Source organism: Thioalbus denitrificans (assembly GCF_003337735.1).
GTDB classification, from domain to species: Bacteria; Pseudomonadota; Gammaproteobacteria; order DSM-26407; family DSM-26407; genus Thioalbus; species Thioalbus denitrificans.
The window spans coordinates 333,229-348,859 of sequence record NZ_QPJY01000001.1 but is presented as its reverse complement, the minus strand read 5'-3'; the positions used below and the strand labels follow the sequence as shown (position 1 = coordinate 348,859).

The 15,631-nt window shown below is 61.6% G+C and carries 19 protein-coding genes; 1 reads left to right on the top strand and 18 read right to left on the bottom strand.

The window, feature by feature from the left end; genetic code table 11:
- Positions 1 to 159 precede the first annotated feature (159 nt).
- The 6 genes from DFQ59_RS01595 to DFQ59_RS01570 all read right to left on the bottom strand — a co-directional run bounded on the left by DFQ59_RS01595 (position 160) and on the right by DFQ59_RS01570 (position 3,255).
- A complete protein-coding gene (locus DFQ59_RS01595; RefSeq protein ID WP_114277911.1) occupies positions 160 to 609 on the bottom strand; it encodes a GFA family protein in 450 nt (149 codons plus the stop codon).
- Positions 610 to 725: 116 nt separating this feature from the next.
- Entirely contained in the window at positions 726 to 1,028 is a 303-nt protein-coding gene (locus tag DFQ59_RS01590) for a hypothetical protein (RefSeq protein ID WP_114277910.1), read from the bottom strand.
- A gap of 112 nt (positions 1,029 to 1,140) precedes the next feature.
- Positions 1,141 to 1,497, bottom strand: a complete 357-nt coding sequence (locus DFQ59_RS01585) for an MmcQ/YjbR family DNA-binding protein (RefSeq protein WP_211314741.1) — start codon at positions 1,495 to 1,497, stop codon at positions 1,141 to 1,143.
- Positions 1,498 to 1,531: 34 nt separating this feature from the next.
- Positions 1,532 to 2,380 carry a protein NO VEIN domain-containing protein gene (locus DFQ59_RS01580; protein WP_114277908.1) on the bottom strand — a complete coding sequence of 283 codons (849 nt, stop codon included), beginning with the start codon at positions 2,378 to 2,380 and terminating at the stop codon, positions 1,532 to 1,534.
- Positions 2,381 to 2,505: 125 nt separating this feature from the next.
- Entirely contained in the window at positions 2,506 to 2,787 is a 282-nt protein-coding gene (locus DFQ59_RS01575; protein WP_114277907.1) for a hypothetical protein, read from the bottom strand.
- A gap of 156 nt (positions 2,788 to 2,943) precedes the next feature.
- Positions 2,944 to 3,255, bottom strand: a complete 312-nt coding sequence (locus DFQ59_RS01570; protein ID WP_114277906.1) for a muconolactone Delta-isomerase — start codon at positions 3,253 to 3,255, stop codon at positions 2,944 to 2,946.
- A 286-nt stretch (positions 3,256 to 3,541) separates the two neighbouring features.
- Here DFQ59_RS01570 and DFQ59_RS01565 point away from each other — a divergent pair, with 286 nt between their 5' ends.
- Complete coding sequence (locus DFQ59_RS01565; protein WP_147275145.1) at positions 3,542 to 3,850, top strand: hypothetical protein; 309 nt, start codon at positions 3,542 to 3,544, stop codon at positions 3,848 to 3,850.
- On the opposite strand, the gene DFQ59_RS01560 is transcribed toward DFQ59_RS01565, so the two are convergent.
- From DFQ59_RS01560 to DFQ59_RS01535, 12 genes are all read right to left on the bottom strand, one after another.
- A complete protein-coding gene (locus DFQ59_RS01560; protein WP_211314740.1) occupies positions 3,844 to 4,536 on the bottom strand; it encodes a methyltransferase family protein in 693 nt (230 codons plus the stop codon). The two genes, DFQ59_RS01565 and DFQ59_RS01560, sit on opposite strands and share 7 nt — an antisense overlap.
- A 670-nt stretch (positions 4,537 to 5,206) precedes the next feature.
- Positions 5,207 to 5,452, bottom strand: a complete 246-nt coding sequence (locus tag DFQ59_RS19415; RefSeq protein ID WP_147275144.1) for a hypothetical protein — start codon at positions 5,450 to 5,452, stop codon at positions 5,207 to 5,209.
- A gap of 154 nt (positions 5,453 to 5,606) precedes the next feature.
- Positions 5,607 to 5,912 carry a hypothetical protein gene (locus DFQ59_RS19410; RefSeq protein WP_211314739.1) on the bottom strand — a complete coding sequence of 102 codons (306 nt, stop codon included), beginning with the start codon at positions 5,910 to 5,912 and terminating at the stop codon, positions 5,607 to 5,609.
- A 447-nt stretch (positions 5,913 to 6,359) separates the two neighbouring features.
- Positions 6,360 to 6,764: a hypothetical protein gene (locus tag DFQ59_RS19405; protein WP_211314738.1), complete on the bottom strand. Its 405-nt coding sequence runs from the start codon at positions 6,762 to 6,764 to the stop codon at positions 6,360 to 6,362.
- Between the two features lie 107 nt (positions 6,765 to 6,871).
- Complete coding sequence (locus tag DFQ59_RS19400) at positions 6,872 to 7,744, bottom strand: hypothetical protein (RefSeq protein ID WP_147275141.1); 873 nt, start codon at positions 7,742 to 7,744, stop codon at positions 6,872 to 6,874.
- Between the two features lie 70 nt (positions 7,745 to 7,814).
- Positions 7,815 to 8,618: a hypothetical protein gene (locus DFQ59_RS19395; RefSeq protein WP_147275140.1), complete on the bottom strand. Its 804-nt coding sequence runs from the start codon at positions 8,616 to 8,618 to the stop codon at positions 7,815 to 7,817.
- Between the two features lie 84 nt (positions 8,619 to 8,702).
- Positions 8,703 to 9,032: a hypothetical protein gene (locus DFQ59_RS01555; protein WP_114277903.1), complete on the bottom strand. Its 330-nt coding sequence runs from the start codon at positions 9,030 to 9,032 to the stop codon at positions 8,703 to 8,705.
- Between the two features lie 409 nt (positions 9,033 to 9,441).
- Positions 9,442 to 9,792: a hypothetical protein gene (locus tag DFQ59_RS19390; protein WP_147275139.1), complete on the bottom strand. Its 351-nt coding sequence runs from the start codon at positions 9,790 to 9,792 to the stop codon at positions 9,442 to 9,444.
- Between the two features lie 432 nt (positions 9,793 to 10,224).
- Complete coding sequence (locus DFQ59_RS01550; protein WP_114277902.1) at positions 10,225 to 11,019, bottom strand: thymidylate synthase; 795 nt, start codon at positions 11,017 to 11,019, stop codon at positions 10,225 to 10,227.
- Positions 11,016 to 11,837 (bottom strand): prolipoprotein diacylglyceryl transferase, encoded by an 822-nt coding sequence (lgt, locus tag DFQ59_RS01545; RefSeq protein WP_114278464.1) that lies wholly within the window; start codon positions 11,835 to 11,837, stop codon positions 11,016 to 11,018. Before lgt ends, DFQ59_RS01550 begins: the two co-directional genes overlap by 4 nt.
- Positions 11,838 to 11,916: 79 nt before the next feature.
- Complete coding sequence (locus DFQ59_RS01540; protein ID WP_114277901.1) at positions 11,917 to 14,211, bottom strand: putative bifunctional diguanylate cyclase/phosphodiesterase; 2,295 nt, start codon at positions 14,209 to 14,211, stop codon at positions 11,917 to 11,919.
- Positions 14,212 to 14,214: 3 nt separating this feature from the next.
- Positions 14,215 to 15,468, bottom strand: coding sequence for an FIST signal transduction protein (locus tag DFQ59_RS01535; RefSeq protein ID WP_170141987.1), 1,254 nt, complete (start codon positions 15,466 to 15,468; stop codon positions 14,215 to 14,217).
- Positions 15,469 to 15,631: the final 163 nt, after the last annotated feature.

Sequence of the window (15,631 nt, the reverse complement as noted above, 5' to 3'; positions counted from 1 at the left end):
CGTGGCGACCGCCCCGTTTCCGGTTGTTGTTCACACGCGCCCCGGTCCTTCAGCATCGGGGCGGGGCGGCAGCGAATCGCTTCCCCGGCCCGACTGGACGGCGAGAAGAAAATGATAGCCCATCGGGGGATTCGGCGCGTCGGCCCGGCGGCGCGGGCCTCATCCCGGCGCCTCCATGCCCTCCGGGAGCGTCACCCGGCCGATCCACGTCCGCCGGCGCCGCTCCCGGCCCGCTTCCGGCGTCTCGGCGGAGAAATCGACCACGGGGGCGTCTCCCTCGAGGGGCGTCTGCAGGGTGTTGGCGTTGACGATGCCGAAGGTCCGGCCGTCGATCCCGGTCAGCGCGGCGGGCATGCCACCGCAGCGGCGGCAGACCAGGAAGTCCACCACCCCGGAGGCGAAGCGGTAGCGGCTGACCGCCGCGGGATCGGCGATCCCGATGCGCAGCGCGCCTTCCGGGTCGGCGGTGTAGCGGGCCCCGATCCGCCGGCAGAAAGAGCACCGGCAACTCCGCAGGGGCAGTTCCGCGGGGCTTTTCCCCGTCTGCAGCCGGTAGCGGATGTTGCCGCAGTGGCAGCCGCCCGCCAGTTCGTTCCCGAAAGCCTCCATGTCCGTGTCTCCGTGGCATCGCGGCGGCCGGACCCTTGCCCGCGCCGGTGCGCCTGTTCCTGACGGCAGAGCTCGCCCCGCGCCACCGTCACGGCCCGAAGGCATGACCGGGCCGCCTACATGCGCATCTGGGTCAACAGGACGCCGTCGATGACCAGGGCCTCGGCGAAGAGCAACGCCGCGAGCCCCGGCCTGAAGGTGACCGGCCGAACCCCCCGCCGGCGCTGGCGGAAGGCGCCCACCGCCTCCAGCCCCAGCAGGAGGGCGGTGGCCACCGGGCTCAGAATGATGAGCCCGAGCAACGCGCCCATGGCCCCGTCCGTGTGGTTCCAGCCGCCGAGCAGATCCAGCGCCCCGCCCACGGCGAGCAGCAGCAGGAGTTGGGGCAGCGCGGCGACGATGAGCCGGACGAGTGTCATGAACGCTGCCGCCCGACTTCACCGCCCGGGACGTGGGACCCTGCGACGGACTCCGCGCCCCGGCTTGCGGGAAACAGCAACATGACCCGGGCGCCGGCCCGCTCACATGGCGTCATCTCTTCTTCCCTGCAGTTCCCACCACCGTGCCAACGAACTCCGCCGAAGCCCGGAAGAGTGCCGCATCCTGGCGGTAATCCTCCGCCTGCGGGCGGTTGATCTGGACCCATTCCCTCATGGGCGGCCTCCCAAGCGGTTGAAAAGGAACGACATGCCTCTCCGTCAGCAGGCTGTTCGCGATTTCTCCGGGCACCTTGAGCCCGACCCCCTCGCCATAGAGGCAGGCGAACAGCTTGCCGTGCACGTAGTAGGCGGGAAAACCGAACATCTTCCCTTCCACCACGCCAGGCAAATCGAGCGGCAATTCATTCAGGACCGCCCTGAGACCGGGATTCCACGTCGGCTTCGACACACCTGCCCCTCCCATCATCCGCCAGGTCCGGCCTTCATGCAGGCCACGCCATGTACTGTGACGGCTCCAGCTTGCACTGTCCCTCCAGGTGGCCATGCAATGCGAACAGGCGCGGATCGGTGCGGAACCTGAAGATCCGGTACAGAAAATACCGGGATGCGTTATCGCGGGAAAATCGGAGTTCACTGGGCGTGATGAAGAACGGCGTGCTCTTACCGTACTTCGTGGTCTTGGCCTCGATGAACCGATCGGATCCATTCACTTCGAATGAGTGGATATCGAACCCGGCCGACGGCCCCACTGTCACGGATACCTGCTCGATTCGATCGGCAAGCGCCTCCTGTCCCGCATGAATGAGACGGGCGCGCTCGAAATTGATCACGAACTGCTCGCCGGCGCCGCCGAGCAACTGATTCCGCGCCTCGATCTCCAGGTAGTTCATGCCGATGGGGTTGTAGATGACTGAGCCCTCCGCAACCATAGTGGGGCTTCGAACATCCCGGGCCGGCGGCGCCTCCCGCGCCGCCAGAAAGTCCTCCACAGACGGGATTGCGGGCGTCATCTCCGAGTCGGCCAGGAACAGCGCCTGAATCTCCGGATTGTGCTTCAGGTATTCCGCAACCACCGCCGGCAACAGCGAACGCTGGTAATTGAATCGGGGCTTGTAGCCATCGATATAGGGAATACCCATCTCGATCAGCACGGCGCTGATATTCTGGTGCTTCAACTCCACTGATCCATCGGACCGGTTGTTCAGACGCTCCCGGAGTGCACGCCGATGCGCCGCCTTGTTGAACCGGCGACCCGTCAGCTCGCGCCGAAGCATGTCGAAGTAATCCTCAACAGCCGCTTCAACCTCTGCCACTGACCAGTTGCCAGCCATTGTCGCCCGTCAAATCCGAAGCCATACCTGACCGGGGAGGATTTCCCAACCCATGAAAAGGATCGATGACGAATGTGAATCCAGAGAATCACCCGTTGTCACCGACCCCTCCCATTGCCTCTCCGCTAGGGGACGAACTCTGCGAGCACCCGCATCGTCCCGACCTTGAGACGATCCTCTTCCATGGCCTTCTTCGCCTCTTCGGATGCCATGAAGGTCTGGAAGCGCTCCATATCCGGCACTTCCAGTATCAGGCCCGTCGAGTCCGGATGTTCAGGGTCCCGGAAGCAACGGGCCGTGACGCCAATTCGGGCAAACATTTCCTGACGGCTGCCAGGCCCCTGTTTCCAGGCGCTCGCCCACCGCCGCCCATCTTCAACTTCGTGAAAGATGATGAGCGTTGTCATTTGACATGTCTCCTGTCGCAATGGCCGGGAGCAACGGGGTCTTGTCGATATGGGGTGGGCGAGGAATGGAAGGCGCTTCCATTCGTCACCCACCCGCGTGGCCCCTGGCGCACTCCCTGCGGTCACCCCCGGCATCGATATCCCGCAGCGGCTATATCAGCCCAGCCGCTTCTTCACATCCGCCGCGAAGTCCTCGTACCGGCGCAGGGGGGTCACGTCGATCTGCACGTGCTGGCCATGCTCCTTCATGATCGGCAAATCGAGCAGGATCTGGTCGAGGGTGTCGAGGCTGTCCACGTTGACGACGGCGATCACGCGCCGGGCGCCCACGCATTTCCAGAGATCGACGACCACGCCCGCCTGCTTCGCGCCCAGGGCCGCATCGGCTTCCCGGGCCCAGATTGAGAAGAGATCCTTCTGCGGCATGGATGCCGGGTATTCCACATGGAAATCCAGGTGATACAGCATGTTATTGTCCTCCATCGGCACAACTGCCCCGGCTGCGGGGTCGGGAAAGCGGGCCGCAGGTCTGGGTGCCGAGTCGCACCTGTCACCGAACCCTGCCGACCCTTGCAGCCACCCCGCCGCGGACGCGGCAGTACGGCTTGACCCAACCTGTTGAACTATAGACACAAGCAACCCAACCGCAAGGCGGGCGCGGCCATCGCGCCCGCAACCGGGCGTTGCGGCGCACTGCGGGAAGGGGGCAGGTTTAGCGGCAGAGCCGGAGGTCGTCCCGCTTCGGAGGGGAGAGGTGGAAGTGGCGGGAGAGCCGCCCCCCGGCGATGCGGGACCGGAACAGGAGGTGTCCGGACGGCAGAGCCATGGGCTCTATTTCGCTCTGGTTCCAGGCGCTGACAGCGTTGTCATGGTGTTGCCGGATGCTGGCGCCTCCGCGCAGGAAGCGGTGCGGTCGGCACTCCACGCAACATTCATCGTTCATGACGTGCAAATGTGGCTTGCAAGCGCAGAATATGGCCAGCTATTTCCGGTTTTTCTAGCCTACATGGTCGATAACGCCGATCCGGCCCCGCTGTTCGCAGCAGATGAGTCCCTTCAGTAAATCCCGGGAATCAACCGATAGCGCACGCGTCGCGCATAGTCGCGATAGCCCGGTAACTCGTCCTGTAGAGTCCGGTCCTCCAGCGCCGTTCTGATCACCGCGATGACCAGCGCCACCGCCGCCGGAACAAGTGTCCACAACGAGTTCAAGGCCAGCGCCATACCCGGGAGCGCCAACATGTTTCCGGCGTAGCCCGGGTGTCGAACTATCCGATAGGGGCCGCTGTCGCAAACCACATGCCCCCGTTCCACCTGAATACGCACCACGCTGGAGAAAAAGCGGTTCTCTATCAATGCCCACGCAGCGAAAGCGTATCCTAGCGCGATCAAGAGGAAGCCGAGCACCATGAGCCACAACGGAAATTCGGGTGACCAGTCAAAGCGATGATCCAGCCCGGCCACGATGACCGGGGGGAAACTCACACTCAGCGCCATCAACGGCGCTAGCACCCTGTCCCATGCCTTCGCTCTTTGGACCTTCTCCATGTTCTGCCGCTCGGCCATCAACCCCGGATGCCGCCGTTCCGCCCAAAGGCGCCCCCCCGGGCCGGCGGCGACAATCAGCAGGGAATAGACCCACGCCTGGCACCAACCGAAATCCCCTCCGCACACCAGGAGAACCAGGGGTATGAACAGATAAACAGCAACCAGTCTGATCCACTGGCGAGGGGATGCTGCCTGATCCACCTTTGGTTCATCCGTACTCGGTGACATGCCATCCCCTCAAATCACAGCACTTTATCGGGCGGCCAGCGAACGCTTTCAGCACCGGAGCCGCAACGGCTCCTGCGTCCGCTGAAAGGCAGCGTCAGCCCTTTATGGTGCATCATATCCCACGCATTCGCAGACAACTGGCGTATATGCAAGCGCAATTGTATCGATATGGTTGTTCTCTGAATCACGAACATCAAAAGAGATGCTTCGCTTTGAAGACAACTCAATATCAATCGCATATGAATGCATCGGCGCCGTTTCGTAAATATCCTGGCCCGTTATGACAATCCTTTTTCCCGTATCTGATCGCGGACTCATGTAAAGCGTTGGCCTAAACGCCTCCTGACGGACATCAACAACAACACCATTTGTTTTCGTTAAGATTGTATAATTTTTAGCGGTCTTGATCTTGCAACTGCTCTTCAAGTAGTCATCCGTTGGGAATGACTCATTTATTATGTGCGGCGACTGAATCACAAAAGATGGCACAGTGCAATCATAGCTGTATCTAGTTGGGCCACAACCGAACAACAGCAAATAGCATATCGTGATGACGATATTTTTCATAAAGCTTAAGTCGATTTCAGTCGTACTGAGCCAGAAGAGATTGAAAACAGATGACAATCTTTACAATAACCAGCTGTCACCGATTCCATTTATTTTTCCTCAACTCCTGACCGGCCGTGGCCGAGCCGACGAACGGGATAAGGCGCATGAGCCAGGGCGGGACAAAACCTTTTACGACAACAAAGCTTGATACTGAACCGAAAAGCACGGCGCTGGCCAAAACCTTGATTGAACCTTCAGCGACACTACCAGAAAGTGCAAATGAGTACGCAATCATCAATGCGACACCCCAGCAGCAAATCGCAAGGATGACTGCGAGCACCCGGACTATCGGCCGTACCTCATTGGGAGCTGGTCTGGTACTATTCATTTGCATGACGCCCCGTGATTGTGTTCGTGGGCCAGATGCCGCATAGGAAAACCGTGGCCGGCCCCTGTGTTACTTGCGCACCGCGCCCGCAACCCGCGCCGTTTTGCTACCAGGCATGGCCATACTCGCGGGTTTTCCGGCAACGCTTCGACCCGCTTTGATAGCGCCAACCCTCTATAACCTGTGTGCGCGGGTTGATGGCGACCAGAACAGTGCACTGGCCATTTCTGGAATTAAACTCATAGAGCGATGGTTTCCCGTCCACTCGCTGAACCACTTTCATTTCTTGTGCTTCTGCGGGTTTCAGCTTGCTGCCCACCAGGGAATTTAAATTGTGTTCCAGATCGTAGGTCGAAGCACTGCCGCCAGCTAATACCATCACGAAAAACACATTCCTTTGTAAGTTGTGCATGCAATTTTTTAAAGCCGGCTACAGTTTATTAACTTGTCATCCCGTCCTAACTGTTGGAATGTTAGACCTGACCCCGCCCGCTGCGCTGTGGAGTTGCCGGATGCTGGCGCCTCCGCGCAGGAAGCGGCGGTGTCGGCACTCCACGCAACATTCATCGTTTATGACGCGTAAATGTGGCTTGCAAGCGCAGAATATGGCCACATATTTCCGATTTTTCTTGAATACTTAGTCGGTTACGCTGGTCCGACCCCGTTGTTCAGGTGCTTAGTCGGTTACGCTGGTCCGACCCCGTTGTTCAGGTGTCGGTGACAACTGGTAATTATAAAGATTCTCATTTGTCACCGACCCCTTTTTGCTTGCGTTGATCTATTCGCCCTGGGAGCCGTGATTTTACGCCATGACCTGTGTGTAATGGTCAGAACGAGGGGTTAGGGCTCGATTATATTTTCACTTCTGACGCCCTGAGTTCAATTTTTCCTCGATTTCCGCCATATATTTCTCGTGTCGGATTCGCCAGTCATCAATGGTAACGCATAAAGGAATCGTCAAGCGCATGAACTCCAGGAGGTCGGGAAGCGAAGGAATTGCGATAAATTCTCCGGAGTCACCGACATCTACAGCTACCAAATATTCATATTGCGACTGCTTTCTAGATGCCGCACCGAATTCCCGGCCATAAATCTCAACACAGAAAGCACCACCCTCCGTATCGCCAACAGAGAGCGCTGGATACTTTGAAAAACCGGCCAGGGCTCTTTCTTCAGCACAATCTGACACATCAGGAACCGCAAGAAAGTCTTCTATTGTCTGCCATCCACCATCGGCCGAAAACGTAAATATCGTCATACGCATCCCTTTTAGAGCGTTAATCCGATGAACTCTACCGCTACACTTCGCTGGCAGTACAAAGCAGAGCGATGGAGAAGCGGCGCTTTTTACTGCCAGAGCACCTGTGATTGCTAGGACCTTTCACTGTTAATGCTTTTAAGTAATTCGAATCCAATTCGAGTGAGTTCTCCATCCGAATCAACAATCCCAAACTCCCTTAGCTCTTCAATGAACCGGGTTGGCAGTTCATCGCGCAATGCATTGAATCGCCTATTTATAATTCTCATTGGTGCGCCGTGAGATATTTCGTCCAGCACCTTTAACCCGACTGCTTTGTTTAGCATGTGCCTAACATGAGAGGGGATTCGCCTTACCAGATCTTCATCAACAACTTCTGCTGCATGGAGGCGTCGCCGCAGAAAGTGCAACTCTCTTCTAGCGCTACTTAATTCTTTATCTTGTTCTTCAAGGCGGGTGAATAATGAACGCTTTTCCTCTTCCTGCAGTTGAGCACGTTTCGCAAGGCTTTCGATAAGCTCAACCCTCTCTTGCTCCACTTTTTGTAGCTGTTCCTCTTCTTCCTTTATCTCCTCCTCAGCTTTTGCTCTATCAAAAGGAAGCTTTTCAACAGCACTCTTTAACCCAGTGTATCCCTCATCAAGATGCCGCAAACGTTCCCCAAAACCCGCTTCAACTCTTCCTAGTATTTCAGAAACATCCTTCGTAAATCGATAGGTATTATCGTAGAAGACATTGGATGTATCCGTTGCCTTTAAGTAGAAAAGAACAGCCAAACTAATAGAGAAAATAGCAAGAAACAATGACAATAAATCGGAAAAGTCGAAGCCTGAGAAAGCTTGAGTAAAATCTGCTTGCCAAATTTTTACTACAAGTACAGCTGTAGCCGAACCAATAACCCCAACCTTTAGCCAGCTATTCCTTAGCGCAATCTTTTCGTCAGTAGACACGTATTTTTGCTCCTTTGTTTCGTTTTTTCTGGTCATCTTGTTGTCCTAACTACATATCTGCTACACGGTTACGCTGGTCCGACCCCGTTGTTCCAGCTCGCGTTTGTTAGGGCGCATGTTTCTTCTTGTATTTCGCGAGCAGGTCACTTGCCTTAAGCACCGGTTCTGTTCCTGTGGCCTTCTCGAATTCTTCGAGCAACGATCGTAAAGGCGCTTCGAGGTCGGTTACTCCGAGCTTACGTGCAACAAAAACCGATGCAATGATAAGGCGCTGAACATAGCCAATGAGCTGGCCTCTCCATTCCTCAATTCGCGGCGTGTGGAGCATCCCCGACACATGGTAACGCGGCGGATTGCCTCCACACATTTCCATTATGTGGGGATATGCGCCGTGTACATAGCCGGAAAATGCCTGATGAGTGGTACGCAATAGTTCCTGCGCATCTGAAGGGTTTAGTTCTCCTGCCGCCAATTTACCAAACGTTGCATGAATCCTTTTTACAGCTACAGTTTCTCGCTTTTGGGTAGACCTGAGCGGGTCTGCGGGTTTATCGAATTCTTCTTGGTAAAAATTCTCGAGGAAGCGGACTTGGTCATTGCTAAAGTTGCCGTTCTCTCCTTGTGGCTGTAGCAAGAAGAAAATCTCGTTACAAAAGTCATCGGCCATGCGGCAGAGCGCACCGACTTCTTGCGCATAACCATGACGAAGTAAGACTATGCAGGCATTGAGCGTCGAGATGGTCTTAATGCCCTTCAAGTAGCAGGCTAGGGATTCTGTCAGGGTTTCATGCCGAAACTGCATATAGGGGCCAACATTCCGAAAAAACAGATTTCCCGTGGACTTATCCATCTGAGCATAGAAGTGCTCAAGCCGCTGAAGCGTTTCTGCCAGATAATCTTCGGTGGACATAGTTTGTATCTGCGCCCTAACGCCTAGCTCAGCCGAGGAAGGCCGCATTGCGGCCTGACATCGGCTGGATCGACGTGTTAGATTTCATTTTGGCGTTACTAACTGAGATTCCGTGAAGCCACATTCAGTGCAGCGATATTCTCGACGAATGCCACCCAGGTCTCCAAACTGCGGATCGGGCTTGCTCGACTCGACCACCCAAGCCGGCTTCCTGCATTTTGGGCATGGTTCGCCTTCGAAAGATTCAAGCTTTCGAACTTTCCCCTGAAGCTCGATCACTTGATTCTTCAAGTTAATGTTCTCTTCTTGAAGCTCAAGGGCGGCCTCTCTAAGCTCCATGATCTTTTCTTGAGCCTCAATCGTTGCTCCTTTCTTCAGGAGTTCGACTATGTCCTTGTAATTCGGTAATGCCATTTCTTTCTCCGAAATCTAACGTTAAAGCTCACCCGCGCCGGCTTCCGGACGCATGAGCAGGGCACGGCTGCTTACCCGGCGTCGGGTGAAGCTTTTTGTTAGCTTCGCCGCCCTACAACTCACTCGCTGGACAAACCCCCCACCCGGCCACGTTAAATTTCCAAAGCGTGCACTCGTTGATGACATAAACGCGATCAAAGGAAGCCAGCGATCCGTTCCCGAGCAGTGCGTCATGAGTCAACACAGCGCCGCGTTCGGCGTTCAACGCAGGAACCGACCAATTGTCATACACCAGCAACCAGTGTTCGGACTCATGAACGTAGCCCGCCTTTTGAGCAGAAAGCCGCTTCCGCTCACAATAGGTCGAAAGGGGTCGGTGACAAATGAGAATCTTTATAATTACCAGTTGTCACCGACCCCTTTTACTCTTGCTAAGTTCTGCCTCAAGTTCGTATGGCACCGTCTCTCCTTCATCTCTCCACGTACCATGAAGCAATATTTCAGATCCACTTTCTTCAATCGACACTGCAACACTTGAAGAGACTTCGCTGTTTCCGGCGTATTCAAAGCTGCCTTTGCCAGAGTAGCCAGCACCACTTTTTGAGAGCGTGCAATTACCAATAAAATGATGACCTTCGTCGCTTCCTGAGAACTCAAGAATTAGTTCATTGTCACGGATGATGCATCGCGACACATTCGCTACGTAGTGCGCCTCCTCGTCCTCGCTTTCAAAATCAAGCCAAAGACTTCCTGTGTACATGTAATACTCCTCTGAAAGGCTAACTACATTTAGACTGCGCAAATGACGCATTTAAATACGTCACTTTCGCCACATAAAACCCGCCCCCACACCGCAACCCCCAAACCCAAAGAGACCACCACCCACAAACACCACACCGTACTGGAACGAGATACAGCGCACAGCACAACGCCAGCACCAAGGCTGAAACGAACCAGGGAGGGAGAAAGAACCACCAACAGCGGCGCCAACCGCACCGCGTCAAACCCGGAAGTGAACGTCAGCACCCGCACCATCCCTGCAGCCTCCCTGCCAAACCCCCTGCCCGCCCGGCATTCCTGCAACTCCTTGAACTATAGACAGGAACCGCCCATCCGCAAGGCGAAAGCGGCCCCCGCCCTCCCGGGCGCGCCGCAGCGACTGGCTACCGGAAACCGGCTACCGGCGACTGAATCAGACCGCCACCGGCGCCTTGATGTGGGGATGGTGCTCGTAGCCGGTCAGCTCGAAGTCCTCGAACTTGAACGCGAACAGGTCGTCGACCGCCGGGTTGAGGCGCATGGCGGGCAGGGGGTGGGGCGTGCGGGAGAGCTGGAGGTCGGTCTGCTCCAGGTGGTTGAGGTAGAGGTGGCAGTCGCCGCCGGTCCAGATGAACTCGCCGGGCTGGAGCCCGGTAACCTGGGCCATCATGAGGGTGAGCAGGCTGTAGGAGGCGATGTTGAAGGGCACGCCGAGGAAGATGTCGGCGCTGCGCTGGTAGAGCTGGCAGGAGAGCCGCCCATCGGCGACGTAGAACTGGAACAGGAGGTGGCAGGGCGGCAGGGCCATGCGCCCGATCTCGCCCACGTTCCAGGCGCTGACGATGATGCGGCGGGAGTCGGGGCTGGTCCGGATCTGCTCCACCACCTGGCTCACCTGGTCGATGTGGCCGCCGTCGGGGGTGGGCCAGGAGCGCCACTGGTAGCCGTAGACGGGGCCGAGGTCGCCATTTTCGTCGGCCCACTCGTCCCAGATGCTGACGCCGTTGTCGTGGAGGTAGCGGATGTTGGTGTCGCCGCGCAGGAACCAGAGCAGCTCGTGGATGATGCTCCGCAGGTGGAGCTTCTTGGTGGTGACCACCGGGAAGCCCTCGGCGAGGTCGAAGCGCATCTGGTGGCCGAAGACGCTCAGGGTGCCGGTGCCGGTCCGGTCCTCCTTGCGCGCGCCGTGCTCGCGCACCCGGCGCATCAGGTCGAGGTACTGTCTCATGGGGCCCGCTTCTCCTCCGGGGTCTGGGCGGCGCCGCGCCTGCCGCCGCGGTAGGCGAGAATCATCAACAGGATTCCGAACAGGACCAGGGGCACGGAGAGCAGCTGGCCCATGCTCATCCACCCCAGGGCCACGAAGCCGAGGTGGGCGTCGGGCTCGCGCAGGAACTCCACGCTGAAGCGGAAGGTGCCGTAGCCGAGCAGGAACAGGGCGGAGACGGCCATGCGCGGGCGCGGCCGGGCCGAGAACCACCACAGCACCGCGAACAGCACCAGCCCCTCGAGGAAGGCCTCGTAGAGCTGCGAGGGGTGGCGCGGCAGGGGGCCGCCGGTGGGGAAGACCATGCCGACGGGGGAGTCGGTGACCCGGCCCCAGAGCTCGCCGTTGATGAAGTTGCCGAGCCGCCCGGCGCCGAGCCCGATGGGCACCAGCGGGGCGATGAAGTCGGTGACGGTGAAGAAGCGCCGCCCGGTGCGGCGGGCGAACCAGGCCATGGCCGCGAGCACGCCCAGCAGGCCGCCGTGGAAGGACATGCCCCCCTCCCACAGCCGGAGGATGCGCAGGGGATCGGCGAGGAAGGCGTCCAGCCCGTAGAACAGGGTGTAGCCGATGCGCCCGCCGAGGATCACCCCCAGCGCGCCGTAGAAGATGAGATCGCCCACGTCGTCGGGGGTCCAGCCGCTGCCGGGGCGCCGCGCCCGGCGCGCCCCCAGCCACCAGGCGGCCACGAAGCCCACCACGTACATGAGGCCGTACCAGTGCACCTGGAGCGGGCCGAGGCTGATGGCGACGGGATCGATGTCGGGATAGGTCAGCATGAGGGCGCAGTTTATCACCCCCGCCGCGAGGCAGGCAGGGGCGCTCCATGAAGATCGGGCGGAGAAAGGTTGACGCGGTTCACCCGGCGGACGATTCGGGCGCCCCGGCCGGCGCGGGGCTCATCACCCCGGCCCGCAGCAGCTCCCCGGCCTGGTCGCGCGGCACCGCCTGGGAGTAGAGGAAGCCCTGGACATACTCGCAGCCGAGCCGGGCCAGGACGGCCAGCTGGCCGGGGGTCTCCACCCCCTCGGCCACCACCTTCATGCCCAGGCTGTGGCCCAGGGTGATGATGGTGGCCACCATCTGCTCGCCCTCCTCGCCCTGCTCCAGGCGCTGGACGAAGGAGCGGTCGATCTTGAGTACGTCGATGGGGAACTGGTGCAGGTAGCTCAGGGAGGAGTAGCCAGTGCCGAAGTCGTCCATGCTCAGCCGCGGCCCCAGCGCCCGCAGCTGCTCCAGGGTCTCCCGGGCCTGCAGGGCGTTGGCCATGATGGCGCTCTCGGTGATCTCCAGCACCAGCCGGCCGGGATCGCAACCGCTCTCGTCGAGGATGGTCCGCACCGTCTGCACCAGCCCGGGTTGCGCGACCTGGGCCCGGGAGAGGTTGACGCTGAGGCTGAACCCACCGTACCCGTCCCGCTGCCAGGCGGCCAGGTCGCGGCAGGCGCGGCGCAGCACCCACGCCCCCAGGGGAATGATGAGGCCAGTCTCCTCGGCCAGGGGGATGAAGCCGCCAGGCATCACCAGCCCCCGCTCCGGGTGCAGCCAGCGCACCAGCGCCTCGAAGCCGGTCAGGCGGCCGCTCTCCAGCTCCACCACCGGCTGGTACCAGAGCCGCAGCTCGTCGCCCTCCACCGCCCGGCGCAGCTCCTCCTCCAGCTGCAGCCGCTCCATCGCCTGCCGGTGCATGGTGGCGCGGAACAGCTGGGCCTGGCCGGTGCCCTGGGACTTGGCCTGGTACATGGCGATGTCGGCGTCGCGCAGCATCTCCTCGGGGCGCCGGTAGCCGCCCTCGCTCACGGCGATGCCGATGCCGGCGCTGGTGTGCACCTCGCGCTCCTGCACCTGGAAGGGGCGGCAGATGGCCGCCTGGATGCGCTCGGCGATCCAGAGGATGTCCTCGGTGCGCTGGAGGTTGTCCAGCAGCACCAGGAACTCGTCGCCGCCGAGCCGGGCGATGGTGTCGCCCGGGCGCATCTCCTCCCGCAGCCGATCGGCCAGGGCCACCAGCAGCTGGTCGCCCACGCCGTGGCCGAGGCTGTCGTTGATGACCTTGAACCGGTCCAGGTCCAGGTACAGCAGGGCGAAGCGGTAGCCGGAATCGCGCTCGGCCCGGCTCAGGGCCAGACCCACGCGATCGAGGATCAGCGCCCGGTTGGGCAGGCCGGTGAGGGTGTCGTGGAAGGCGTCGTGGCGGATCTGCTCCTCCACCTGCTTGCGCCGGGAAATGTCGCGCAGCACCGCCAGCAGGCGCGGGCCGCCGCCGATCTCGGCGGTGCGCAGGTTGAGCTCCACCCACAGGGGGCTGCCGTCCCGGTGCCGGGCCCGGAACTCCACCAGCTGGGGCCAGCCGCGCAGGGCCAGCTCCGCGTGGCGGCCGGCCTGCTCGCGGGTCAGGCCGGCCTCGATGGCCCCCAGGTCGTGCACGGAGAGGTGCCGCAGCTCCGCGCCGCTGTAGCCGAACATCTCCTCCATCCGCGTGTTGGCGTCCAGCAGCCGGCCGGACCCGGGGTCCAGCACCGCGATGGCGTCGTTGACGTTGTCGAAGATGGCGCGGTAGTTGGCCTCGGAGGTGCGCAGGGCGGCCTGGGTGGCCAGCAGATCGCAGATGCCCACGTAGGCGTCCAGCGCCGCCTCGGCGATCTTCCGGTCGGTGCTGTCGAGGCTGACCACGGGCAGCCGCCCGGTGGAGTTGCCCAGCAGCAGCACGGTGCCGCTGCGGGGATGGCAGGCCCAGAGCATGGCCGCCAGCCCGGACAGCTCGCGCAGCCGCGCGGCGTAGGCCTCGGGCAGCGCGGCCTCGGGACAGGGCGGCTCGAGCGGCGGCAGCCGGCCCAGCGCGGCGCCGAAACCCTCCGCGCAGCCGAGCGCGTGCAGCACCTCCAGGCGGCCGTCCGGCCCGAGCCGCAGCAGCGCCGCGCGGTCCAGCGGTAGGCGCTCCAGCAGCAGGGCGAGAAAGCGGTCCGCCAGCTCGCCCTGCGCCGGGGCCGCCCCCACCTGCCGGTAGAGGGCGCGCACCAGGGTGGCGGTGGCGCTGTGGCGGCGGGCCTCCCGGCTCACCTGGGTGAGCGTCTCCTTCAGCCGCAGCAGCTGGCCGCCGAGCTCGTCCGCCTGGTGGCGATAGAAATCCCTTTCCCGCTCCAGCTCCGACACGCGCTACTCCCGCAGGGTGAACAGGGTCAGGACGCCGGTCCAGTCGAGCGGGCGGGGCTGCCCGAGCAGGGGCGCGATCTCCACCCCGGAGTAGAAGCCGAGCAGCGGCACGCCGGGGCCGAGGTTCTCCAGCAGCACCTCGGCGTCCTCGCGGTCCACTCCGCTGAAGGCCGAGGCGCGGGCGGCGCAGTCGAAGTAGAGGCCGAACAGCACCCGCAGCCCGGCCAGGGACTGCACCAGCTCGCGGGTCCGCGCGGCCACCGAGTCGTTGAGCCGCTCGGCGTCGGTGACCATCACCTGCACCCGGGTGCCGGGCCGGTAGTCGGCCTCGAACAGGGTGACCGCGCCGGTCTCCGTGTCGGAGGCGATCACCAGCCGGTTGACGTAGCGGGTCTCGTCGAAGGGCGTGAAGGGATCGCCGTGCTTCTCGCCCAGGGTCAGGAGCATGGAGAGCTCCCGGCCCAGCAGGGCCCCGGGATCGCGCCCCACCCGCTCGGCCAGCACGTCCACCGCCGGGCGGTGATCGAGCTCGTAGACCTGCGCCCCCTCGATGCGGGTGATCTCCAGGAAGGCGCTGGCCGGTACGCAGCCGTGCATGATGGTGTGGGTGCCCAAGAGCCCCGGGGGCAGCACCACCGCCAGGGCGCGGTGCTTGGCCGCGCCCCGGCCGTCGAAGATGTAGCTCTCGGTGAGGGCGAAGTACTGCAGGGTGCCGGCGCCCACCACCATCGGCGGCTCGTCGCCGAAGGCCGCGTTGAGCCCGTCCATGAGCCGGCTGGCCGTGTGCAGCTTCGGCGGCGGGCCGCCGTCGTGCACCGAGTCGTAGAACAGCAGCACGGCGTTGTCCGGCCCCGCCGTGGCGGCCAGCCGGCGGCCCAGCTCGAGGCCGGCGCCGTGGAGATCGTCGCAGAGGGGCTCGCTCAGCAGGAAGCGGGGCTCGAGGGTGGCGGGGAACAGGGCCAGGGCGCACTCGTAGCCGCTGACCCCCATCAGCCCGGCGGTGATGGTGCCCACGGCGGCTCCGCCCACCACCGGGATCTCCCCCAGCTCGGCGCGCAGCCCCGCCAGGAAGGCCTCCGGATCATGGCGTCCGCCGCAGAAGGCGAGAACCCAGCCCGGCGGCTGGCCGCCGAGTCCGTCCCGGGCCCGCGCGGCGGCCTCGCGGCCCGCGGCTCCGCTCTCCGTCCGGCGGCTCTCGCCGATGCCCACGCGGGGCGCGTGTCCCTGCTCCGGTGCGTTCACTTGGAGTCCCTGCACGGGTGTTGATCCATTTTCCGCCGCGCACCCGTCCTCTCCCTGGTGCGCGCCGATACCGACAATTATTGCCGATTCTCAGGCCATTCGCCGCGTCATGTCCAACCACACCTGGTTCCGGATGTTACAAGCTCCGGATAATACGGCCGCGACGGGGCACGGCCGG

Excerpts from the sequence above, each read along its gene's own strand:
- DFQ59_RS01595 (WP_114277911.1), bottom strand. The coding sequence starts at position 609 with ATGGAGGCTTTCGGGAACGAACTGGCGGGCGGCTGCCACTGCGGCAAC.
- DFQ59_RS01590 (WP_114277910.1), bottom strand. The coding sequence starts at position 1,028 with ATGACACTCGTCCGGCTCATCGTCGCCGCGCTGCCCCAACTCCTGCTG.
- DFQ59_RS01580 (WP_114277908.1), bottom strand. The coding sequence starts at position 2,380 with ATGGCTGGCAACTGGTCAGTGGCAGAGGTTGAAGCGGCTGTTGAGGAT.
- DFQ59_RS01575 (WP_114277907.1), bottom strand. The coding sequence starts at position 2,787 with ATGACAACGCTCATCATCTTTCACGAAGTTGAAGATGGGCGGCGGTGG.
- DFQ59_RS01570 (WP_114277906.1), bottom strand. The coding sequence starts at position 3,255 with ATGCTGTATCACCTGGATTTCCATGTGGAATACCCGGCATCCATGCCG.
- DFQ59_RS19410 (WP_211314739.1), bottom strand. The coding sequence starts at position 5,912 with ATGCACAACTTACAAAGGAATGTGTTTTTCGTGATGGTATTAGCTGGC.
- DFQ59_RS19405 (WP_211314738.1), bottom strand. The coding sequence starts at position 6,764 with ATGCGTATGACGATATTTACGTTTTCGGCCGATGGTGGATGGCAGACA.
- DFQ59_RS19400 (WP_147275141.1), bottom strand. The coding sequence starts at position 7,744 with ATGACCAGAAAAAACGAAACAAAGGAGCAAAAATACGTGTCTACTGAC.
- DFQ59_RS19395 (WP_147275140.1), bottom strand. The coding sequence starts at position 8,618 with ATGTCCACCGAAGATTATCTGGCAGAAACGCTTCAGCGGCTTGAGCAC.
- DFQ59_RS01555 (WP_114277903.1), bottom strand. The coding sequence starts at position 9,032 with ATGGCATTACCGAATTACAAGGACATAGTCGAACTCCTGAAGAAAGGA.
- DFQ59_RS19390 (WP_147275139.1), bottom strand. The coding sequence starts at position 9,792 with ATGTACACAGGAAGTCTTTGGCTTGATTTTGAAAGCGAGGACGAGGAG.
- DFQ59_RS01550 (WP_114277902.1), bottom strand. The coding sequence starts at position 11,019 with ATGAGACAGTACCTCGACCTGATGCGCCGGGTGCGCGAGCACGGCGCG.
- lgt (WP_114278464.1), bottom strand. The coding sequence starts at position 11,837 with ATGCTGACCTATCCCGACATCGATCCCGTCGCCATCAGCCTCGGCCCG.